At 43.0% G+C, this 22,105-nt stretch carries 26 protein-coding genes; 7 read left to right on the top strand and 19 right to left on the bottom strand.

Annotation, left to right across the window (positions count from 1 at the left end):
* Window positions 1-12 precede the first annotated feature (12 nt).
* The 5 genes from QNI29_RS08250 to QNI29_RS08230 all read right to left on the bottom strand — a co-directional run bounded on the left by QNI29_RS08250 (window position 13) and on the right by QNI29_RS08230 (window position 3,723).
* Window positions 13-717: a hypothetical protein gene (locus tag QNI29_RS08250; protein ID WP_231415960.1), complete on the bottom strand. Its 705-nt coding sequence runs from the start codon at window positions 715-717 to the stop codon at window positions 13-15.
* On the bottom strand, window positions 710-1,585 hold the full coding sequence (locus tag QNI29_RS08245) for an ABC transporter ATP-binding protein (protein ID WP_231415958.1): 876 nt from the start codon (window positions 1,583-1,585) through the stop codon (window positions 710-712). The genes QNI29_RS08250 and QNI29_RS08245 overlap by 8 nt, the downstream gene beginning before the upstream one ends.
* Window positions 1,585-1,950 (bottom strand): GntR family transcriptional regulator, encoded by a 366-nt coding sequence (locus QNI29_RS08240; protein WP_231415957.1) that lies wholly within the window; start codon window positions 1,948-1,950, stop codon window positions 1,585-1,587. The genes QNI29_RS08245 and QNI29_RS08240 overlap by 1 nt, the downstream gene beginning before the upstream one ends.
* 138 nt (window positions 1,951-2,088) lie before the next feature.
* Window positions 2,089-2,640 carry a GNAT family N-acetyltransferase gene (locus tag QNI29_RS08235; protein WP_231415955.1) on the bottom strand — a complete coding sequence of 184 codons (552 nt, stop codon included), beginning with the start codon at window positions 2,638-2,640 and terminating at the stop codon, window positions 2,089-2,091.
* Between the two features lie 261 nt (window positions 2,641-2,901).
* Complete coding sequence (locus QNI29_RS08230; RefSeq protein WP_231415954.1) at window positions 2,902-3,723, bottom strand: SDR family oxidoreductase; 822 nt, start codon at window positions 3,721-3,723, stop codon at window positions 2,902-2,904.
* Between the two features lie 173 nt (window positions 3,724-3,896).
* Here QNI29_RS08230 and QNI29_RS08225 point away from each other — a divergent pair, with 173 nt between their 5' ends.
* Window positions 3,897-5,411, top strand: coding sequence for an HD domain-containing phosphohydrolase (locus QNI29_RS08225; protein ID WP_354665931.1), 1,515 nt, complete (start codon window positions 3,897-3,899; stop codon window positions 5,409-5,411).
* A 37-nt stretch (window positions 5,412-5,448) separates the two neighbouring features.
* On the opposite strand, the gene QNI29_RS08220 is transcribed toward QNI29_RS08225, so the two are convergent.
* Window positions 5,449-5,709, bottom strand: a complete 261-nt coding sequence (locus tag QNI29_RS08220) for an alpha/beta-type small acid-soluble spore protein (RefSeq protein ID WP_231415951.1) — start codon at window positions 5,707-5,709, stop codon at window positions 5,449-5,451.
* Between the two features lie 145 nt (window positions 5,710-5,854).
* On the opposite strand from QNI29_RS08220, the gene QNI29_RS08215 reads away from it, so the two are divergent.
* Window positions 5,855-6,769, top strand: coding sequence for a S8 family peptidase (locus QNI29_RS08215; protein WP_231415949.1), 915 nt, complete (start codon window positions 5,855-5,857; stop codon window positions 6,767-6,769).
* A 165-nt stretch (window positions 6,770-6,934) separates the two neighbouring features.
* On the opposite strand, the gene QNI29_RS08210 is transcribed toward QNI29_RS08215, so the two are convergent.
* The 6 genes from QNI29_RS08210 to dapF form a co-directional block, all read right to left on the bottom strand.
* Window positions 6,935-8,875 carry an aconitate hydratase gene (locus tag QNI29_RS08210; RefSeq protein ID WP_231415948.1) on the bottom strand — a complete coding sequence of 647 codons (1,941 nt, stop codon included), beginning with the start codon at window positions 8,873-8,875 and terminating at the stop codon, window positions 6,935-6,937.
* Window positions 8,876-9,066: 191 nt separating this feature from the next.
* Window positions 9,067-9,486, bottom strand: coding sequence for a hypothetical protein (locus tag QNI29_RS08205; protein ID WP_231415947.1), 420 nt, complete (start codon window positions 9,484-9,486; stop codon window positions 9,067-9,069).
* 94 nt (window positions 9,487-9,580) lie between these two features.
* Window positions 9,581-9,949 carry a hypothetical protein gene (locus QNI29_RS08200; RefSeq protein WP_231415945.1) on the bottom strand — a complete coding sequence of 123 codons (369 nt, stop codon included), beginning with the start codon at window positions 9,947-9,949 and terminating at the stop codon, window positions 9,581-9,583.
* 301 nt (window positions 9,950-10,250) lie between these two features.
* Window positions 10,251-10,475 carry a DUF3892 domain-containing protein gene (locus QNI29_RS08195; RefSeq protein ID WP_231415944.1) on the bottom strand — a complete coding sequence of 75 codons (225 nt, stop codon included), beginning with the start codon at window positions 10,473-10,475 and terminating at the stop codon, window positions 10,251-10,253.
* Window positions 10,476-10,518: 43 nt separating this feature from the next.
* The gene (locus QNI29_RS08190; RefSeq protein WP_231415942.1) at window positions 10,519-10,800 is read right to left on the bottom strand and encodes a hypothetical protein; all 282 of its coding nucleotides are present in this window, start codon (window positions 10,798-10,800) and stop codon (window positions 10,519-10,521) included.
* A 102-nt stretch (window positions 10,801-10,902) separates the two neighbouring features.
* A complete protein-coding gene (dapF, locus tag QNI29_RS08185; protein ID WP_231415940.1) occupies window positions 10,903-11,874 on the bottom strand; it encodes a diaminopimelate epimerase in 972 nt (323 codons plus the stop codon).
* Between the two features lie 252 nt (window positions 11,875-12,126).
* Between dapF and ytzI the strand changes: the two genes are divergently transcribed.
* A complete protein-coding gene (ytzI, locus tag QNI29_RS08180; protein WP_370635412.1) occupies window positions 12,127-12,288 on the top strand; it encodes a YtzI protein in 162 nt (53 codons plus the stop codon).
* A 103-nt stretch (window positions 12,289-12,391) separates the two neighbouring features.
* Window positions 12,392-13,087, top strand: coding sequence for a ribose 5-phosphate isomerase A (rpiA, locus tag QNI29_RS08175; RefSeq protein WP_231415938.1), 696 nt, complete (start codon window positions 12,392-12,394; stop codon window positions 13,085-13,087).
* A gap of 41 nt (window positions 13,088-13,128) precedes the next feature.
* Here rpiA and QNI29_RS08170 read toward each other — a convergent pair whose 3' ends face one another.
* The 5 genes from QNI29_RS08170 to ggt all read right to left on the bottom strand — a co-directional run bounded on the left by QNI29_RS08170 (window position 13,129) and on the right by ggt (window position 17,697).
* Window positions 13,129-13,551 (bottom strand): Hsp20/alpha crystallin family protein, encoded by a 423-nt coding sequence (locus tag QNI29_RS08170; RefSeq protein ID WP_231415937.1) that lies wholly within the window; start codon window positions 13,549-13,551, stop codon window positions 13,129-13,131.
* Between the two features lie 118 nt (window positions 13,552-13,669).
* A complete protein-coding gene (locus QNI29_RS08165; protein WP_231415936.1) occupies window positions 13,670-14,329 on the bottom strand; it encodes a DsbA family protein in 660 nt (219 codons plus the stop codon).
* 177 nt (window positions 14,330-14,506) lie between these two features.
* A complete protein-coding gene (locus QNI29_RS08160) occupies window positions 14,507-15,037 on the bottom strand; it encodes a chromate transporter (protein WP_231415935.1) in 531 nt (176 codons plus the stop codon).
* Entirely contained in the window at window positions 15,034-15,585 is a 552-nt protein-coding gene (locus QNI29_RS08155; RefSeq protein ID WP_231415934.1) for a chromate transporter, read from the bottom strand. The genes QNI29_RS08160 and QNI29_RS08155 overlap by 4 nt, the downstream gene beginning before the upstream one ends.
* A 501-nt stretch (window positions 15,586-16,086) precedes the next feature.
* Window positions 16,087-17,697, bottom strand: coding sequence for a gamma-glutamyltransferase (ggt, locus tag QNI29_RS08150; RefSeq protein ID WP_231415933.1), 1,611 nt, complete (start codon window positions 17,695-17,697; stop codon window positions 16,087-16,089).
* Between the two features lie 212 nt (window positions 17,698-17,909).
* Between ggt and QNI29_RS08145 the strand changes: the two genes are divergently transcribed.
* The 3 genes from QNI29_RS08145 to QNI29_RS08135 all read left to right on the top strand — a co-directional run bounded on the left by QNI29_RS08145 (window position 17,910) and on the right by QNI29_RS08135 (window position 20,543).
* Window positions 17,910-18,425 carry a ribonuclease H-like YkuK family protein gene (locus tag QNI29_RS08145; protein WP_231415932.1) on the top strand — a complete coding sequence of 172 codons (516 nt, stop codon included), beginning with the start codon at window positions 17,910-17,912 and terminating at the stop codon, window positions 18,423-18,425.
* Window positions 18,426-18,796: 371 nt separating this feature from the next.
* Window positions 18,797-19,312, top strand: a complete 516-nt coding sequence (locus QNI29_RS08140) for a LiaF transmembrane domain-containing protein (protein WP_231415931.1) — start codon at window positions 18,797-18,799, stop codon at window positions 19,310-19,312.
* A gap of 310 nt (window positions 19,313-19,622) precedes the next feature.
* Window positions 19,623-20,543 carry a DUF1002 domain-containing protein gene (locus QNI29_RS08135; protein ID WP_231415930.1) on the top strand — a complete coding sequence of 307 codons (921 nt, stop codon included), beginning with the start codon at window positions 19,623-19,625 and terminating at the stop codon, window positions 20,541-20,543.
* A 50-nt stretch (window positions 20,544-20,593) separates the two neighbouring features.
* On the opposite strand, the gene QNI29_RS08130 is transcribed toward QNI29_RS08135, so the two are convergent.
* Together QNI29_RS08130 and QNI29_RS08125 are read right to left on the bottom strand one after the other, a co-directional pair.
* Entirely contained in the window at window positions 20,594-20,947 is a 354-nt protein-coding gene (locus QNI29_RS08130) for a cupin domain-containing protein (RefSeq protein WP_231415929.1), read from the bottom strand.
* 11 nt (window positions 20,948-20,958) lie between these two features.
* On the bottom strand, window positions 20,959-21,990 hold the full coding sequence (locus QNI29_RS08125) for a serine hydrolase domain-containing protein (RefSeq protein ID WP_231415928.1): 1,032 nt from the start codon (window positions 21,988-21,990) through the stop codon (window positions 20,959-20,961).
* Between the last annotated feature and the right edge of the window lie 115 nt (window positions 21,991-22,105).

Here is a 22,105-nt window from a genome sequence, read left to right as displayed (position 1 = left end):
GATCACCTCTTTCTATCGAAGTCTGGCTGAAATAGTAGATGCCCTCCGTAACAGGGTCCAGTTTGGCAAGAATAACACTAAACTTAGGATCAGGATCGAAGTATATCGGATCTCGAAGTCCTGACCTTTCATGGATGAGAGAAAATCAACGATGATGCTTCGCGATTCAGGCAGCATAAACAAAAAGAAAACACCAATGATGGTGGACACTCCTCCGATCATTCCAAACCGATAAAAGACAGAGCCTAAGACGAAACCAAGTGAAATCACGAGGAAATTGACCAGAGCAACAAGCCACAATTCATTCAGGATAGTTTCTTGAATAGGAAGATAATCAAATGCTGTATAATTGGCAATGTTTGTTAGGTTTGCGACATCTATGAACGCATTCATGATATGCTGAATGATGAAAACCATGATCGAAATAGCTAAAGAAAACACACCTGTAAATAAAGCTCCGCCGAGTATATACTGATTTCTTGTTATCCCCATTTTAATAAGGAACGGGAACGTCTCACGCGTCATATTAAATCCACAAATAAACGAGAACCAAAGCGTAATGACACTAAGGAATACATAAATGGTCGTTCCTTCGGCCACTAGGGAGATCCCAGCAAGTACGATCAGGCTCGCCGACATAATAGAGAAAAACACCATAAACGAAAAGCGGTAATCCACAATCAGATAATAAAGAACAGCTCTCAAATCTTTAAGCATACGCTTTTCCCCCTTCCATGTTCGTCAGGTGAACCATGACATCCTGAATGGTGCTTCGTTCAGCTTCTAATCCGAGCGACTTCGCTTCATCTAATGAGATATATTCTCCGTAAAGAATCGCGGTTTTCATTCCCATCATGCTCTTTTCTTCAATGACCTGTTTCCCTTTAGCAAATTCATCTACCACGGAAGACTTTCCACTTACTTTGATGCTTTTTTGGACCATGTTTTCTGCTGGTTGCTGAAGAAGCACTCTGCCATCTTTTAGAACAATAACTTCTTCGAATAACTGACTTACTTCATCTATTAGGTGAGTGGACAGTATGATCGTCCGAGGATACTCCTCATACTCTTCTAACAAGACGTCATAAAACATATACCGAGCTGATGCATCAAGACCGATGTAAGGTTCATCAAAAATCGTAACTTTAGCTCTACTCGCTAAACCAATAATAATACCAAGTGCTGATTCCATCCCTTTTGAGAGTCCTTTAGTACTTTGATTAGTTCGTAAAGAGAAGGTTTGTAATAAACGATCGGCTGTTTCATGACTCCAACTAGGATAAAACATTGCCGCAACCTTCAAAACGTCTTTTACTTTTAACCGTCTTTTAAAATTACTGCTTTCATTGATCAGACACAGATTACGCAGGACGTCTCGATTATTAAAAGGGGAATCCCCTCCTATTCTTACATCACCACTTGTCGGAAGAATGTGCCCCGCCAGAAGCTGCATGAGGGTCGTCTTCCCCGCCCCATTCTTGCCTAGCAATCCATAAATCTTATTTTCTTCAAACTGAACAGTAACTCCATCCAATGCTGTTGTTGACCCAAATTTTTTTGTTACATTTTGAAAGTCTACGTTCATTACGATTCCTCCTCTTGTAAAAGCTCTTGAAGCTCTTCAACGGTTATGCCGATCTTCATGGCTTCATTACGTAACGGAACGATGTAATCGTGGAAGAAATCTCTTTTCCGTTTTTGTAAGACAATCTTTCTGGCCCCTTCTGTTACGAACATGCCAATCCCTCTCTTCTTATAGATCACACCTTCATCTACTAATAAGTTTATGCCTTTTGCTGCTGTGGCTGGATTAATTTGATAGAATTTAGCAATTTCATTTGTCGACGGCACCCGATCTCCTTCAGGTAGCGATTCTTCAAGGATGCTCGATTCAATCTTCTCAGCAATCTGTTGAAAGATCGGTTTATCGACGGCTAATTCACGATCCATGTATTCACCTTCTTTGTTGGTTCATTACTTATGTAACTAACCATATAACTAAACGACCTTCCCGTCAAGAAAATTTAGGAAATAAAATAAACCCAATTTTCTAGATGACTAGAAAATTGGGCTTTTTAAGCTTTGTTTTTATTTTTTTACTATGCCATAGAGGGCCATATCCCGGAAAGCACCTTTCATGTACATATGCTCCTGCAGTACTCCTTCAAGCTTCATGCCAATCTTTTGGAGGACGCGTTGGGACTGAAGATTTTCCACAAGAACTTGTGCTGTAACCTTATGTAAGTTCATTTCTTCAAACCCAAATTGTACGACTCTTTTTGCCGCTTCTGTGGTATAACCTTTCCCCCAGTAATCACTCGATAAGGCATACCCAATCTCTCCATTCCTGTGAGATTCACGCCAGGAGACATAATCAATTGTTCCGATCATTTTCCCTGAATCTTTCTCAATCATAGCCCAGGGTGATAGTCGTTCTCCTCTTTCTGAACTAAGAATAAAATGCAAAAATTCATCGGTATCTTCAATAGACTCATGTGTGGACCATGGAACAAAACGAGACACCTCATCACGTGAGGCGTATTCGAAGAGATCCTCCTTGTCCCCATGTGTTAAAGGCCGCAGTATTAGCCTTTCTGTTTCAAGCGTAGGCAAATGACGTTGTAGCTCCTGCTTATTCATCCCTCTCCCCCCAACTCTTTTCTAGTAGTCTACCACAACCCAAAACATCAGACGACCCTTGGCCCCTCCCTTTACCTCTATAAAGAACAAACGCGTGTCAGACACCCTTTAGCGCGTTAGTGGAACAGTTGGTGTCTGACACGCTTTAGTACAGTAGTGAAACACCGCGTGTCTGGCACGCTTTCATGCAGTAGTGTGTTAATGAGTGGTTGAATAGAAAAAAGGCAGCTCGGGTTGTGAGCTGCCTTTTGGTGGTGAATATTATTTTGTTCCTTTTTTCCAGCTTTCATCTATGAGCATTTTGCCTGGCCATGTGTAGGCTAAGATACCACCGTCAGCTGTGATGTCTTCTCCTGTTACGTAAGATGCATCATCTGACGCGAGGAAAAGGGCGACAGATGCCATCTCACTTGGATCACCTAAGCGGCCCATAGGGGTCACCCACTTTTGCGCTTCACGGAATTCCTGCCCTTCTTCCTGCTCTTTTGAACCTGCTAATTTATCAATTAAAGGTGTTTCAATTGTGCCTGGTGAAATGGAATTGACGCGAATCCCTTCACGAGCATAGTCAATCGCCATTGCTCTAGTGAAGTTTGTAATTCCACCTTTAGCTGCATTATAACCCGAACGGTCTAAATCTGCTGCCTGGCCTGACATTGAGGAAGTATTAATAATAGATCCTCCATCTTCAAGCATTAATGGAATGAGGAATTTACTTGCTAAGAACGTGCCACGTAAATCAACGTTGATGATCTTATCAAATAATTCAATTGGGTATTCATGGACTTTACCCCCTTCTTGGTCTACGCCAGCGTTATTGAAGAGGATATCAATTTTTTTGTATTTCTCTTTCATTTGATCGGCAAATGATTGAACACTATCGACACTTGATACATCTAAGTAATATGCTTCTGCTTTGCCTCCATTATCCTCAATTTCAGCCACGGTGTTTTCGATTCCTTCCTGATCCACATCAGCACAAATGACTGTAGCGCCTTCTTCTGAGAATCGTTTAGCAGTGGCTTGACCAATTCCTGTTGCTGCTCCTGTAATAATCGCAATCTTATCTTGTAATCGAGTCACTCAAAAAACCTCCTGTATGAATTCTATTCACCTATACCTTTTATCAATATTTTTAAAACATCTTGAGTGTCTCGAATTAAAAATAAGGCGTTATCATATTTCTTCCTTTCTAAAGAGGAATCATTTGGTATAATAGGACTATCTACCCTGTATTCTGAGGAGGCTTCTTGCCGTTGTTTCAAACGTTTCAACGTAAAATGCTTATTAACTATATAATCGGTTCTTTCATCGCCGTATTTGGCGTCGGAAGTATGTTTATTTTTCATACATTACATTTATCCTCTGTAGAAATGGGATACTTGTTAATCATCATGACGGTGTCTGTAACCATCATGCTTTACAGTGAATTCTTACTCTACCACAAACATGCTACACCAATTAGGAAGGTGTTTTTTAAACAACAAAGAGCTACAGAAGCCGAGTTACAACTTGCTTACAGGACAGCTCACCGTTTTCCTGTTCTGACTGTCCAACGGATTCTAGGCCCGCATTTGTTAGGGTTTTCAGTACCTGCCTCTCTCCTGGCAATCGTGCTCATTATTTTAGGTGTTGTGAACCTGCCTCTTTATTACATTGGATTAGCCTGGTGCGGTGCCGTTTTGATTGCTTTAATGCACGCCATGATTGAATTTTTCTTAACCTATCGTTCGATTCGTCCGATCCTTCAATACTTAACAACAGAAAGTCAGAGAAACTACGGGATCACTCTAAGCATTGATCAAAGAAATCAACTCAGCATGCGCGCCAAACTTCTAGGTAGTGCCGTTTTCACGGCTTTGTTCCCTGTACTCTTGTTTGTATTAGCCTCTCAAATTCGTTTCGCAGAAAATGGGAATCAAATGCTTTCAAACTATTGGAGTTGGGCTTCTCTAATTGTGAGTGTAGTCTTGATTGTTTCATTAGCTGGCGCGATCTTATTATTTAAAAACATCCAACATCCTATAGAGGAGTTGCAAGAACGCTTTGACAACGTTTATCAAGGACACTTTGAATCCATGGAAAACTTATACGATGATGAGTTCTCGCACCTTGTAAACGGATTTAATCATATGGTAGCTGGCATTAAAGAACGAGATGAAAAAAATGACAAATTAATTGAAAGTTTCTTTACTGTTTTTGCTGCAACACTAGATGCCCGCGACCCTTATACAGCTGGACATTCTGAACGGGTTGCTGATTATTCAGTTCGTATAGCGAAACGGGCTGGTTTTTCCTCTGACCAAATAGAAATGTTACGTAAATCTGCTCTATTGCATGACATCGGAAAAATTGGTGTCCGAGACCACGTTCTTCTGAAGGAAGGAAAACTAACGGAGGAGGAATTTTCTAAAATCCAAGAACATCCTGTCATTGGGTATAACATATTACAGCAAGTCGGCTTGCCTAAAGACCTTCTCCCTGTCTTGCCGGGCGTGCGGTCCCACCATGAACGATTTGATGGAAAAGGCTATCCGGACCAACTCTCCGGTGAGAACATTCCTGTATTCGGACGGTTAATGGCTGTCGCTGATGCGTATGACGCGATGACTTCCGACCGCCCTTATCGTAAAGGAATGCCTGAAGAGAAAGCACTGACCATTATCGAAGAAGGTAGCGGAACCCAGTGGGACCCCTATTTTGCTTCTCTTTTCTTAGAAGAAATGAATTCTTCTGTATCTATAAGGGAAATAGCCGCTTCAAAAGATTAGCTCGCAGTGTCGTCTGCGAGCTTTTTTTGGTATGTGCTTATTTCTTGTGTTGATCATTGATTTGTTGTTGAGCCATCTTAACTAGCTCACGGACCATTTTACCACCCATGTTCCCCCCAACTTTCCCTGCTTCCTTAGACGTTAAATCCCCATTGTACCCTTTCTTGAGAGGGACGCCTTGTTCTTTTGCTACTTCGAATTTTGCCTCTTCAGGATTGTTGGAATGAGAGAGCTTGGCTTTTAAAGCATCAAGACCCTGTCTTGCTTCTGGTACTAATAACTTATTTCGTCGAGCCATTGTTTTAACCTCCTTTCTCATTTGGTATGCCTCTATCTTCCCCTCTTATGTATAGGAACAGTTCCCACTTTCATTGAAAATGATTAGGCACATCTTCATTCCTTTTGAATGTAATACAGTAGAACCAACATGAAGGGGAATGAATATGTCTAAAATGAGGCTCATACCGTTTACAATGCAGGAAGTATTACAAAGAAACGAAGAAGCGCCCCGAGGCGTGGAGATGATTGGCGCTCAGACACTGTGGGAGGAAGGCTACGAAGGAGACGGGTCTGTAATAGCGGTGATTGACTCAGGGTGCCAGATCGACCACCCTGATTTAGAGGCTTCCATTATCGACTGGCACAATTTCACAAGTGGGAGTCGTAGAGATGTGACAGATGAGAATGGTCATGGAACCCACGTAGCTGGTACCATTGCCGCTTCCCTCAATGAATACGGGGTGGCTGGTGTTGCTCCTAAATCCAAACTGCTTATATTAAAAGCATTTGATCAAAACGGAGAAACGTCTTATCAAACCATTATTCAAGCCATTCAGTATGCGACCAAGTGGCGCGGACCACGAGGAGAACGAGTCCGAATTATATCCATGTCGTTCGGAGGAAAAAGAGACTATTCCTTGCTACACAAATCGATTCAGCGGGCTGTTCAACAAGACATCCTCGTGGTGTGTGCTGCAGGAAATGAGGGGGATGGCAATGCCAGAACCACAGAACGCATGTATCCAGGTTTTTATAAAGAAGTTGTCCAGGTGGGGGCTGTTAATTATGAAGGCCAGATGGCTGATTTCACCAATACCAATGATGAAATCGACCTTGTTGCGCCTGGTGTAGACATCTTATCCACTTACCCTGGAAATCAATACGCGCGACTTTCAGGAACTTCTATGGCAACGCCTCACGTAGCGGGCGCTGCAGCGCTACTTCTTGAAAAAGGGAATAAAGAATTCGAACGGACCCTTACTGAGCCGGAACTCTTCGCTTTAGTTGTTAAACACACACGGGATCTTGGTCTGTCTAAAAGCACCGAGGGGAATGGTTTAATTGATTTAAGAGGGTAAGAGAGCGACTCTTTCTTACTAAAAAATCAGCCCAGGTTCCATTTCCCGGGCAATCTTTCGACAAGAAAATGTGTATGTTCACTAATGAAGTCGAACCGTTGATCTTTCTACTCTGGTTCAGCACCATAAAAAAGTCAGCTCCTGAATGGAGCTGACTTTTGATCGTTAGGCTTTTTCTTTTGTCCAGTTAATCAGACCGCCTTTTAACATCATATCGACTTGACGATAGGATAAAGTGTGACGGAGCTTCACGGTTTGATCTTTTCCTTTAATGGTAGCTGTAAGGTCTTGACCATTTTGCAAGGCGTCGCGCAGACCATTAAATTGAATCACATCACCTTGCTCTAATTTCTCAGCCTCTTCGCTTTCTGAGAAGGTTAGTGGAAGTACGCCAAAGTTCACAAGGTTTTGCCAGTGAATGCGCGCAAAGTCTTGAACAATTGCTACTCTTAAACCAAGGTAACGAGGGGCGAGTGCAGCGTGTTCACGGCTAGATCCTTGCCCGTAGTTATAGCCGCCGACGATGGCGTGGCCTCCTTTTTCTTTCGTATCCATGGCACGGTCATAATACGTATCATCGACAATTTCGAAAGTAAACTTACTGATCTCTGGCAGATTACTTCGATATGGCAATACGCGCGCGCCTCCTGCTAAGATTTCATCCGTTGAGATGTTATCTCCCATCTTAAGCAAAATAGGGAGTTCAAGCTGGTCTGGCAATTCATCCATTTCTGGTATGGAGGCAATGTTTGGTCCTTTAACGAGCTCAACTGATTTTGCCTCGTCTTCTGGTAATGGATATTCAAGTAAACTTGTATCCACAGTTGGTTGCGCTGGCTCCTCAACCTTCGGATACTCTCCTAGGTCGAGAGGGTCTACGATCTTTCCGTAAAGCGCTGAAGCCGCAGCTGTTTCTGGACTACATAAGAATACGCTGTCTTCTTTCGTACCAGAACGCCCTGGGAAGTTACGCGGTGTCGTACGAAGACTGTTTCGCCCTGTAGCCGGTGCTTGTCCCATACCAATACATCCGTTACAACCCGCTTGGTGCAAGCGACCGCCACTTGATAAGAGACTTGCGATATGATTATCCTTCACAAGGTCTTGAAGCATTTGGCGAGATGTGGGGTTAAGGTCGAATGATACGCCTTGAGCGATCGATTTCCCCTTCACGATCTCAGCAGCAATTGCGAAATCACGATAACCCGGGTTGGCTGAGGAACCGATATAGGATTGATAAATCGGCTCTCCTGCTACTTCACGAACCGGTACAACATTTCCTGGACTAGACGGTTTCGCAATTAACGGTTCAAGTTCTGAAAGGTTAATGGTTTCGTGCAGATCATATTCGGCATCGTTATCCGCGATAAGTTCTTTCCAGTCCTCTTCTCGTTCTTGTCGTTTTAAGTAATTCTTCACCACTTCGTCTGATGGGAATACAGTTCCCGTTGCTCCGAGTTCAGCTCCCATATTTGCGATAACGTGGCGGTCCATAGCAGATAACTCTTTCAAACCTGGTCCATAATATTCAATCACTTTGCCAACTCCACCTTTTACATCATGACGGCGCAGCATTTCAAGAATAACATCTTTGGCACTGACCCAATCAGGCAGTTCTCCTTTAACATAAACACCCCATACCTCAGGCATTTTTACGTAAAATGGCTCACCGGCAATCGCCATAGCTACATCAATTCCGCCTGCTCCCATCGCAAGCATTCCCATACAGCCATTCGCACACGTATGACTGTCTGATCCGAGCAGTGTTTGCCCTGGTTTAGCCAGACGTTGCATATGAACAGGGTGACTCACTCCATTTCCGGGTCTGCTGAAATGAAGCCCAAAACGCTGTGCAGCGCTTTCTAGAAATAGGTGGTCATCTGGGTTCTTACTGTCTTCTTGAATTAAGTTATGATCCACATATTGAGCAGAAGCTTCCGTTTTGCGGTAATCAAGTCCCATGGCTTCTAACTCAAGCATAACCATTGTTCCTGTTGCATCCTGTGTAAGAGTTTGGTCAATCTTAAGTCCGATTTCTTCGCCGGGTGTCATTTCACCCTTTACAAGATGGTCCTGAATTAATTTTTGGGTTACATTGTATCCCATCGTTGGCCTCCTTCGTTTACTTGTCCCTATTCTTCTAAATTTTCTATTTACTCTTTACCCCGTAATCGGAAGCATCAATCTAAACATTCTCTAAAAATTAACAAAACCTCCACTTTACTGGCATATTTTTTGTTCATATCTTAAAAATTCCAACAAAAAAAAGCTCCCCTACTGGGAGCTTTTTATTATCGTTATGATTCCGTCATTTGCTGTGGTTCTCGTACAATATCATTCATCAGAGAATCCAGAAAGTCCGTCATAAAAGCAGGAGAATTTCTCTTAATCTGCTCTCCAATATCGACTACATCAATTCCTTCGATTTGATGAACTTCATGGAGGAAACTTCTCAAGCCATCAACTGTCGGAACGCTTAGAGCGTATTGTACAATGTCTTCGATAAGCTGACTCCGAAATGCGTGGCGTTCTAAATGATCTCCTATGGACTGATGAAGAAGTTGAAGGTGCTCTAGCGTTAAAGGCACCACTTTTTGGTCTTCCCCTTTTCCTACGGCAATTTGATAATCCCCGTTAAAAGAGAAGGTAATATGTAAGGAGTTATGGATCGAATCCGTATAATCCTCAAATACTCTCATAAATGCTTCTAAATGCATATCTTACCCACCTTTTCTTCCTTAAGCGCCTAGTCCATGACCGCCTTTCACCTTAATAGCACACAAAAAACTGCTTCCACCCGAAAGCAGCTTCTTAATTGTTGTACCATTTGACTTTTTGACGCAATACCTCAAGTACAATTTCATCAAACAACGTCCACCAAACATGCATGCCGCTGCTTTCTGGATGGAGTGCCTGGAAGTATTTCGATCCGCGTATTAATACAACGTTTGAGTTGGCTTTTGCCTTCTTCCAGAATTGCCACTCCTTTAAGATCCATGACCACACTTCTTCCTCATCCTGTTTCCAGTCAAAGCGCATTAATTCGTAAAGCCCCTCTGCCTTCATTGGGTCCCAATTCTTTACTTTAGGCTCTTTCAGCCCATTATGCCTTTCAGCGTAATCTACGAGTTCTTCATCAAATCTTGCACTCAACATTTGAATAAAAGAAATCCGCTCCATCTATGTCACCCACTTTCGATGTCCTTGCTATTTGAACCATTACCCCAACAGGATATTCACCCAAACAATTATCCCTATTTTAACTGATAATAAAACCTATTACCAAAAAAAGCAACCCCCCGCAAAAAATCCCATCCCTACGGCCCCAAAGGCTTTATCACGTTAACGCACTACACGGTGTCAGACACCCTTTCGTGCTCTAAAGCACTGACGGGTGTCTGACACGCTATCTTACTTTACTACATTAAAGTGAGCGAATATAAGAAACCCTCTGGCTGATAGGCCAGAGGGTTTGGGTTCTTTAGAATAATGGTAAGTTGGCTAAGTTATTCGTTGGGTCTCCGTCTGGTTCGCTTCGCAGATGTTCTTCGTTGTCCTTACCACGAATAAGGTTCACATGTTCAATTTGACCATCTCGCGCCATTTGTTGCGCTTCTTTATAGCCTACAACTTGTCCTGATGATAATTTCATCTCTACGATTGAACCTTCGTTATTCTTTCGGACTGCTACGATTTTTTCACTCATCTACATCGCCTCCTACTTCTAGTATGAGGCAATTCACGCTCGATTATGAGTCTTTAACGAATGGAGATTTCTCTTCTGCAGGGATAAATTTGGTAAAATAAGCACCTAATAGAATAAAAATCAGCGTAAGCGTCCAGCTCACGATCCCTAGCTTGTCCATGTGAGCCGCCACCAAATTGACTAACGCGGTAGCATACAAACTAATCGAAGACAAATAACTCTTAAATCCACCGATTTTTCCATATTTCCTTTTCCGTCTAATTGCTCGGAAAATCGTAATAACAATACTGACAATGAGGGCTATCCATAATAAAGTTGTGATCATAACAACGCTCCATATATTCATAATTTCACTTTCATTTTAGCACGATGCATCTGTTCCTTGTATGAAAAAGCCTCCACCAATGCGGGGGAGGGCCATTTCAAATTATAGAGTAATCTGTTCTTGTGCGTAGGATTGCATTTTTGCATAGGCGTGATTTTCCATCTCAAATAACGTTCGGTCTTTCATTTCTTTAACCTCGCCTGAAGCTACATCGAGTTGTACGGTTGACTGATAGACGTATGTTGCATTTCCACGCAGTTTAATTACATAATCATCTCCGTCTTTTAAAGCCGTACAAATCACGAATCCACCTCGATTAAAGACAAAGATCTCTTCATTCAACTGATTCATCTCTACAATAACCGTTGTAAGTGCTGAAGCTGACATGGCTGTGCCACATGCGTTGGTCAGTCCTACACCACGCTCATACGTACGAACAAAAATCTTCTGGTCTCCTAATGGCTGGACGTAGCTTACATTCACACCATTTGGGAGCAACTCTTTATCCTGATTCGCAACTTTCCCTAACCAAGATAAGTTCTCATCATGTATTTCAGGTACCACCGTAATTAAGTGTGGATTCGGTACACTTAACGCTGTAAATGTCAGATCCTTAGACAATACAGGGATCGGTTGTTCTATGTGAATTTGATGCGCTGATTTCAGCGGAAGAGATGCTGCATCGAATGAGACCGGTTCAATGTTAACCTCAAAGGAAGGAATATCTTCATACATTTCTTCTTTCTTCACAACAGGTAAGTTTGCTTCAGGGGTTTCAATCACAACCTCATCTTTCCCCAGTTTCTCGGTTACGTAACGCGCCACACAACGTAGACCGTTCCCGCACATTTCCGCTTCTGATCCGTCTGGATTAAACATTCGCATCTGTGCTTCCGCCACATCGCTCGGTAGGACGAACAATATTCCATCCGCTCCCACAATGCTGTTACGGTCACAAAGAGATTTCGCAATGGCGACCCTGTCCTCCTCTGAAAAAGCGTAAGCTCCAGTCATTTCATCTATTAACACAAAATCATTGTTCGACCCATGACACTTTAAAATTTCAATATTCACTCCAAAACACTCCTTCACAGTTAACTACATTACCCTTTATTTTCACCCACTCATAGCTAATTTTCAAGAGATACCTCCCGCTCAACACCATTCTATCACACGTTAAAGCGATGAAGGGTGTCAGACACCCGTCTGTTCTTTAACGCACGAAAGAGTGTCTGGCACGAAAAGGAGATTCCGTTCGTATGGTTGGTGTGGTACAATGGAAGTGCTTTCATCGTGTATGAGATTTTATGTAAGGAGGTCATGTCGGTGGTAGGAGTTATTGTTGTCTGCCTGATTATCATGATCGCTGTATTAGCTCTCACAATGGCCACAATTTCAGCTGGCTATAACCATAAAGAAACGGTCGATCCTTTGCCGGACAATCCATACGAAGATCATACCAATCAAGACACAACGCACAATACTTGATTATCACTGCCTCCTTATCCCTAAAATGGAGGCTTTTTTATTATATATATGGGCATGAAACCGAACGTTTCAGGGAAAACCACCTGCAAAGGAGGCGTCCCCAATGACTTGGAAAAATCCACTCGCAAACAACCTTCAATGGTCAAGTGACATATCCAATAAAGAAGCAAAACAAAAAGTAGCCACTCGTCTAGCCGAACGCGTAAAAGACGGAGATATTATTGGCGTTGGATCAGGCTCTACCGCTTTTCTTGCCATCCAATCGATTGCCAAGAAAATAAAGGAAGAAAATTTGAAGATACTAGCTATTCCAACCTCACATGAGGTCGCCCTAACGTGCAGTATCCTCGGCATACCAACTACTTCTCTTGCTTCTGCAAAACCAGATTGGGCATTCGACGGAGCTGACGAAGTAGATCCTCACAACCACCTTATTAAAGGGCGAGGCGGAGCGATGTTCCATGAGAAGCTTGTGATTGCTAGCAGCAATGAAACCTATATTCTTGTGGATCATTCAAAATTCGTTGAAAAGTTAGGATCGAAACATCCTGTGCCTCTTGAAGTAGACCCAAGAGCCGTACACTTAGTTGAAACCTGTCTTGAGTCTTTCGAGGTGTCATCCGTTGACCTGCGCATGGCACAGTCTAAAGATGGCCCCGTTCTAACTGAGGCAGGTCATATCATTTTAGACGTTCGCTTTAATCATATTGAACCAGGACTAGAAAAAGAGCTTTCTTCCATCCCCGGTGTCATTGAATCTGGTTTATTTCAAGGGTATAACATCAATCTTATGTCCTGAGGACAAAAAAGCGCTTTGCTCGCAGCAAAGCGCTTTTTCCTTTACTCTATTTCAATTTTTCTGCCTCTTCTTTTTGGAAACGAAACCTCGAGTACACCATCTTTGTGTTTGGCTTTCATATCCCTGACGATAATATTTTCCGGAAGAGCGATTGTTCTTTCAAAGTGTGATTTAGATTGTCTGAAATACCCTGTTGTGGATTCTTTGATGGATTCACTTTGATCTACAACAATACGCAAACTTTGGTCATATAATTCAATATCAATATCCTCTTTTCTGACACCCGGCAGCTCAACCCACACTGTAAAAGCTTTCTTTGTATCATCTACTCTTACCCCAGATCCCCGTTGAAACGAATCGGTGAAGAAATCATCAATCGCTTCTAAAAAAGATCGATTGGGGTTAATCTGAAATAAATCGTCGAACATGCTTTTCCCACGAGTCGGTTTATTTGATTGACTCATATCCAAACTCCTCCCTACAAGACTTCTATGCTTTAGCCTATGCAGGAAAGGAAAAAGTGACTAGACACTTGCCCCAGATTATAAAAAAGAGCACCTTTTTTAAGGTGCTCCGCTATCCTTATTCATTTGCTGCTTCATCTACAGCTTGTTCTAATTCTTCAAAAGTAGCGCCTTCAAAGACTTCACCGTCTACAACAATCGTAGGGGTTTGATGAACATTTAGATCAGAGGCCAATTCACGGTCAGTAGATACCGCATCTTCCCCTGCTCCATCCTGATATGCTGAAACAACCTGTTCGACTTTCTCTTCATCATCTACGACCGAACTCAAAGCTTCTTCAAGATATTGATCTGTAAAGATGCCAGCCTCTTGAATACGCTCGCCCATAATATACTCGTGATACTCTACAAATGTTTCAGATCCTAATTCCTGAAACACCGCTTCACCGAAGCGAGCAGCCTTATTAGAGTCTCCGATTATCGGTAGGTTCACTAAATAGAGCTTCGCTTTTCCGCTATCAATAAGCTTCTGCTTGATTTCAGGAATAGCTACCTCCTGGTAATCTTGACAGTGGGGGCATAAATAATCGTAAAACTCTATCATCGAAACGGGAGCATCTTCCTCCCCAATAAATGGTTGATCTTCATAAGAAATAGCGCCTCCTGAGCCACCATCCATTTGTCGATCAACAATCACAATGATAATGACGGCAGCTGCGATAATACCGATCATCCAATAAATCCAAGCGTTGCTACTTTTTTGTTTGGTTTTCGCCATGTTTTATCACCCTTCTTAGTCTCACATATATCTCAATCTATGTATTTTGTTCTAGTAGGCTCGAAGCTATTATAGGAACACTTTTATAAAAGAGTCAAGATATCGTACTTCCCCATAAAAGTTTAAAAGAAGCGCGTCCCTTTCATTCACTCTTCTTTTCAACAATTGTGTGACATTTCATCCCATAAAGAGTGCTCCGTATAGAAGCGATCCAGCAATGACAAAAGCCGGATGAACGTTCAACCTTTCAAGCAACACATAACTAGCTGAGATTAAAAAGATCGTATGGAACGTCCCTCCTCCTTGAAAGGAGGTAACGAAGAAATTAAACGCGATCACACCTAAAAGCACCGCAATCGTCGGACGTACGTAGAGTGTCATTCGCTTCACTTTCGGAGAATCTTTGTATTTATACAACAACCCTAACAACGCAATCATTAAAATAAGGGAAGGAGCCACAGCTGCAAATACACCTACAGTCGCACCAAGCACTCCACCTACTTCAAAACCGATATATCCAGCCATCTTTGTTGCGATTGGTCCAGGCAACGCATTCCCCATCGCAAGAACTTCACTGAATTCATTAACCGTTAACCAGCCATAACGACCCACCACTTCATTTTCAACAAGTGGAATCGATGCAGGCCCCCCTCCATATCCCAGTACTCCTGGAATAAAGAAAGCTAAGAAAATCTGCCAGTAGATCATGATGCGTCCCCCTCTTTCTTGTCTTTTCTAAAGATCGCAAGGATCAGGAGACCCGCAATAATAATACCAGGATGAACACCAAGAGCTTCCATCAACAAGCCCGTCACTAGTGCCATCAGAAGCGTAGCTATCCAACCAAGACCACTCTTCGATTTCTTTAAAAACTGCCACGTTAATACGGCTAACATAACTCCGACCACCGGCACAACCGCCTCTGTCATCCCTTGCACCCACGCCTGATCTTTTACAGATGAGAGCGAAGTTAACAGAATAATCATCAAAATAATGGTTGGGACCATAACGGCAAAGGTTGCGTTCAACATTCCCCGAATGCCTTGCACACGATAGCCAATATAACCAGCTAACTTTGTAGCCACCGGTCCAGGAAGTGTATTTGCAAGAGCCAGCAGATCAGAGAACTCATCCTCATTCATCCACTTATACTTGTCCACTACTTCTTTATGCACAAGCGGAATCGAAGCCGGGCCACCGCCGTATCCTAATATACCTACTCGAAAAAATGCTAGAAAAATATGTACTGCTTTCATAGCGTGATCCTTTCTATGTGTAATCTTCCTTTCGAATGTTAGAGAGGTTTCCGTTAACTTTAATTTAGGTTAAGGTGGCCCTGGAAATCACTCGCTTTCCGCGGGCGAGCTGTCGAGCCTCCTCGGGCAAAGTTCATGCCCTGCGGGGTCTCGTCGACCTCTTACTCCCGCAGGAGTCTCGCAATTTCCAGGGCCACCTTTGCCGTATGGAGAGGAACGGAAACACGCAATAATTCGGAAGTAAAGGCTAAAAAAATGCGCTTGTTCGAAGTCCGTTCACCACCTTTTGGCGGGGCATACTCGGGGACAGCGAGACTCCCGCGGGGTAAGGAGCCTAGGGGAGACCCCGCAGAGAGCATAGCGAACGAGGAGACTCCCCAGCTCCCCGCAGGAAAGCGAGTTGTCCCCGAGTATGCCCAATCTTTTTTATAGTAACGGACTAACCCCATCATAAACAAACTAAAAAAACAAAAGAAGAGGCAACTTTGCCTCTTCTCTATTTTACCAGGCTGAGATGGTTCCGTCAGTCCTTGCTTCAGTACCGCCTTGCAAGATGCCTGTATCAGGGTTTCGCCAAATGATCTGCCCCCGACCAAATCCAGCTCCATCAAGGGCGACTTTAATGTTGTGCCCTTTTCTAGCCAGGATTTGAGCGATGGCATTCGGGAATTGGGGCTCAACCATGACTGTCTTTCCTTCCATCCACTGCCAGCGCGGGGCATCTAGAGCTGCCTGGGGGTTGAGGTGGAAGTCTATGGTATTCATGACCACCTGCAGATGACCCTGGGGCTGCATAAAGCCTCCCATCACGCCAAATGGTCCGACTGGCTCGTCTCCTTTTGTCAGGAAGCCTGGGATAATGGTGTGATACGTCCGTTTGCCTCCTTGAAGGGCATTATCATGTTCTGGGTCCATAGAGAAGTTATGACCACGGTTTTGAAGGGCAATCCCTGTTCCAGGTACAACTAAACCTGACCCAAATCCCATGTAGTTACTCTGAATAAAGGATACCATATTTCCTTCGTTGTCCGCTGTTGCCAGATATACGGTTCCCCCTTTAGGAGGCGTTCCTGCTTCAGGCATGATGGCTTCTTCACCAATTAGCTTGCGGCGCTCATCTGCATACGCTTTTGACAAAAGGTCTTCTACGGATACAGACATTTCACCCTCTTCTGTCACGTACTTTTGTGTATCCACAAACGCAAGCTTCATGGCCTCAATCATTTTATGATACGTCTCCGGTGATTCTTTCTCAGTGAGATCGTAATCCTCTAGTGTACGAAGGGCCATAAGCGCTGCCAGCCCCTGGCCGTTTGGCGGGATCTCCCATACATCGTAACCGCGGTAATTTACTTTAATTGGATCGACCCACTCAGGTTTGAAACTTTCAAGATCTTCTTTTCTTAAAAAACCACCGTACTCTTTTGAGAAAGCATCCATCTTTTCAGCTAGCTCCCCGTGGTAGAAGCTTTCAGCCTGTGTTTCAGCAATGGAGCGTAGCGTTTCCGCGTGTCCTTTAGATTTCCACAATTCACCGATCTCAGGAGCTCTTCCATCTGGAGCAAAGGTGTCGAACCAGTATGTAAATTCTTCATCTGTTAGCGTTTCTTTAAATTTCTTATAGGCCCCTTGCCAGAACTTCCCTAACACCGGTGAGATCGGAAAACCTTTTTCCGCATACTGAATGGCCGGTTCTAATACATCTTTAAACGGCAATTTACCAAATCGCTTTGAAAGCTCTGCCCAACCAGCTGGGACGCCTGGAACGGTTACAGGTACAAAACCAAATGGAGGAATCTCCTCATAGCCCTTCCCTTTAACAGCCTCAATCGATATCCCTTTTGGCGCTGGTCCGCTTGCGTTTAACCCGTGCAATTCCCCTTTGGTCCATACAAGAGCAAAGGCATCTCCCCCAATTCCATTTGAAGTGGGTTCAACGACTGTTAAGCAAGCCGCAGTGGCAATGGCAGCATCAATTGCATTACCACCTTGTTTCATAATATCTAACCCAGCCTGTGATGCGAGTGGCTGAGACGTAGCTACCATTCCATTTTGAGCAAATGTTGTCATACGTTGTGAAACGTATGGATAGTGATTGTAATCGGTTGTCATCGTAAATCCACCTTCCCCATGCTAATAACAATTCTGCCTTCATTATAAAGACTCTTCTGACAATTTTCTATTGTTTTAGACAAATTAATTAGACAACCGAAATAATTTATAAAGGATAATTGTGTTACAGATTCTTTTTCAAGCACATGTCCCTGAAAATTCGAATATACTGTAAATAGCACCGACAAATCTGAATTTGAGGTGAATTGATTATGGAATACTCCACCTTTTACAATCAGTCCAAACAACATATGTCGATCGAAGACGTTCTTCAATCTATCGAATCCTTTATCGCACAAGACCCCGCGAATCAGTACCGCTTATCGATTGGTACCGACTCCCACGTTCACAAAAGCCACACCCGCTTCATTACGGCGATTCACATCCATCGGATCGGCAAAGGGGCCTGGGGAGCTCTTAGAAACCACACGGTAACAAGAAAGATTATGAGTTTAAAAGAAAAGATCTCCATTGAGACATGGCTGAGTCAGGAGATTGCTTTCCACTTCACGCCTGAATACTTAGCGGGTCTCGGACAACTCTTAGCTCCATATGAAAAAGAAGGCGCATCTCTTCAATTTGAAATCCATCTTGATATCGGCACAAAAGGACGTAGTAAAGATTTGATTAAAGATATGACAGAACGGATTGATGCGATGGGGATTGATGTGAAAATTAAGCCAGATTCCTATGCCGCATCAAGCTACGCCAATCGTTATACCAAATAAATGAGTTCTATATAAGCTTCCTTATATAGAAGTAGAGATATTAAGCTGGAAGGGACCGTTGCATTTGATGAGTGGATGGGGGTGTTCTGTGACAACTCGCTTTCCGCGGCGAGCTGGGAAGCCTCCTCGTTCGCTTTCGCTCTCTGTGGGGTCTTCCCTAGGCTCCTATTGCCGCAGGAGTCTCGCCGTCCCCGAACACCCCCTGCCATTAAAAAGATAAACGGTCCTGTTTTCTTAGCAGGAGAATTCATATCTCCCAAGATGGCACGAACCAAGAGGCTCACCAGCCCCTCATAGGAAAATGAGTAATTTTCTAGCTTTGTCACTCTATAAATCGATTACAAACACTTCTCGTTAAAGGAGAGAAAACGATGAGAGCTACTGGTACGAATACGATTACGGGATTGATATTTGTCATAACGGGGATTGTTATTCTTCTTGCTAACCTTGGTATTATACCGATCCCAAGTACGGCTGAGGCTTGGCCGGCTTTTATTTTGCTCCCTGCAGTGGGTTTTCACGTTGGGTTTTTCTTGTCGGGACGGAAGAGTGAGTTAGCCGGGCTTCTTGTTCCTGGTGGTATTTTGTTGATCATTAGTCTATTGTTCTTCTTTGAAACAGCTACGGGATTTGCTTATTCTGCTTATACGTGGCCCGTTTACCTCCTTGCTCCTGCTTTTGGGTTATTTGAACTCTGGTATTTTGGCAAGCGTGAGAAAGGATTGCTGATTCCTGTTAGTATCCTGACTGGGATTGCGGTCTTTTCCTGGGGGGAAATGGTCGCTTCTGCAGTCGGTCGATTATGGCCTGTGATCTTTATCCTAATTGGATTGTACCTTCTGTTTGGACAGAGGAGTAAAAAGAAGAATGATAAAAAAAGCATGTAGCCGTTAGAGCTACATGCTTTTTCCAATTCTATTCAACTCGAATCTTTGCTTCACCGTTTAAATATCTGGGGTAGGAGCTCACTTCAAATGTTAACGGGGATTCGTAGTCTTGTTGTTTGATACTAAATACATATTGAAGCCCCCACTAGCACTAAACATGGAAAGCCCTATTCCCAAATCAATCAATAAGAAGGATTTTCCACCCTTTTTGTCGTAATGAGCATATATCTTCTGATTCTAACATGAAGATAGAAGCGTAGATTGAAAGGGTATAGACAATACAGCATGGAAAGAAAAGGTGTGTGAAACTATGAAACGGATACTATTCTTCGTTGTAGCCATTTTTCTACTGAGTTCTACCGTGATCAACACGGTTCAGGCATCACCGAACGGCGGAAAAGGAATAAACGAAAAGTTAGGCGTTCCTATTGTCGTGTACGGAGAAACATTAACAGATGAGCAGGAAGAAGAAGTCAGAAACCAATTAAATGTAGAGAACCGTGACGCTGTTGATGAATACAGCGTGAATGGGCAGGATATTGCGAACTATATTGGAGGTAATCCAAACTCGAGGATGTATTCTTCCGTCAAAATTACCCCTGAAGAAGAAGGGTCGGGGTTAAATGTAAACATCATTACACCAGATAACATTACGCAAGTGACGAAAGAAATGTATAAAAACGCCCTCCTAACGGCCGGGGTAACGGATGCGACTGTTGACGTCGCCTCTCCTGTTCAGGTGAGCGGTCATTCTGCGTTGACTGGTATTTATAAGGCTTATGATGTTAATGGTGCGAAACTCGATTCAGATCGAATGAAAGTGGCAAGTGAGGAGCTCGATGTAGCAACTAAACTCGCAGAAGAAGCGGGGATCGATAAAGAGAAAGTTAGCCAGCTTATCTCTGAAATTAAGAAAGAGATTGCTAAACAAAACCCTGTAACAAGAGAGGAAGTTGAGCAGATTGTCAAAGACCAGCTCGATTCTCTAAACATCAACTTGAATCCTCAAGATGTGGAACGACTCACCAATCTGTTTGATCAAATCCGTAAACTCAATATTAACTTCGATGACGTCCAGAAGCAGTTAGAAGACATTGCAGCAAGTGCCAAGGATCTCTTAAACGATGAAGGATTCTGGAATAGCATCGCTTCGTTCTTCGAAAGAATCTTAACGGCGATTAGTGAATTGATTCAATCGTTATTGAATGCAATTAGGAGTATCTTCGCATAAACGACAAAAGGACGCTTATAAGGCGTCCTTTTTTCTTTATGCTCTCATAATCATGACGGACTTGCCATCCAATCAGGTGTAACGCCGTCCCCTTCAATAACAATAGCCGTAAGCCCTTTTTCAGAACGGGTTTCATGTTTCTCTCCTTTATTCCAAAACACCGCTTCTCCTTCTGAGATCGAAATGAATTCCCGCTCTTCCCCGCAGACGGTCCCTTCCCCTTTCACGACGAGAAGAAGTTGATTGACAACAGCGGGGTGATAGCCAATGCTTCCCCCAACCTGTAAGTACATACAAGTGATATGTGTCTTCTCCTCGGTTATTGCAATTTTCGACATAATAAAGTCGGATCCAAATTCCGTAATTGGATTTCCGACTCGTTCATCAAATCGAAACCATTCCATACCATCTCCCCTTAATCATCAATGAGGGTATCCTCTACTGCCTTCATCACATCATAAGCATCATCACTCCGATTAGACGGGACAGCAAGGGTAATTCTTTTGTTTGGGTAAAAAGCAGAATGGAAACTCACACCAGGATCATAACCCATAACATGGTATTTGTACGTTTGATTCTCTCTTTTATGAATCCATAAGCCGTATCCATAATAGACGCCTTCCCTCACTTCCACATGAGGAGTCAGCATCGTCTCTAACGTTTCTTCGCTGCATAAAGCCCCACTTAAAAGGGCTTCCCACATTTTCCCCATGTCAGGAGCTGTCACATATGCGCCTCCATCGGCTCCGCCCACGACCGGAATTGAGTACTGATTCGTTTTCCAGGAACCATCATCTAATTCTACATATCCGTAAGCTACATTGCTTGGCAGTTGATCTAGCGCAAAGTAGCCAGAAGAATCCATACCAGCTGGTTTAAACACATTTTGAACAATATAATCCCGGAACTTCATACCGGTCTTTGCTTCTATTATGAGCCCTAATAAGATAAATCCTGCATTGTTGTAATGAAAGTCATCGCCAGGTTGAAATTTCATTCTTCCTTTTTCAAACAGTGGTAAGAAATCTTCTAAATTTCGAAGGCAATACATAGGCGTCGTTTTCCATAATGCTTCAAAGTCATCCATTTCATCCTCATCAAAATAATCCGCAACACCGGAAGTATGGGTAAGAAGATGATGAATGGTAACCCCTTCATCAAAGTACGGGAATGTGACATCCACGGAGTCGCTTAGCTTTGAATAAAAGGAGATCAAGCCTTGGTCTACGAGCTGGCAAATCGCAATGGCTGTAAACAGCTTACAACCAGAGGCAATGCGAAAGCGAGTCTCGATTGTATTCTTCCTTTCTTCCGAACGATCCGCATCCCCTCCCGCTGCCTCAAAAAGAACCTCATCCCCTTGCTTAATATAAATCGATCCAGAGAAGTGATTTCGTATCATAAGATCCTCAAGAGTTTGTCGAATTTCCACTGCTGATTGATTCATATCGATTCACCTCATTTTTTACAATTTTCTACAAAACAATCCTCTCTATATGTTCAAGATTAAGAAAGGATATCCTTCATGTTTAGAAAGGAATTGGGAATAAATTCACAAACTG

The organism is Pontibacillus chungwhensis (genome assembly GCF_030166655.1).
GTDB lineage: Bacteria > Bacillota > Bacilli > Bacillales > BH030062 > Pontibacillus.
The sequence above is the reverse complement of the archived record's forward strand: the minus strand, read 5'-3'. Positions and strand labels throughout refer to the sequence as shown.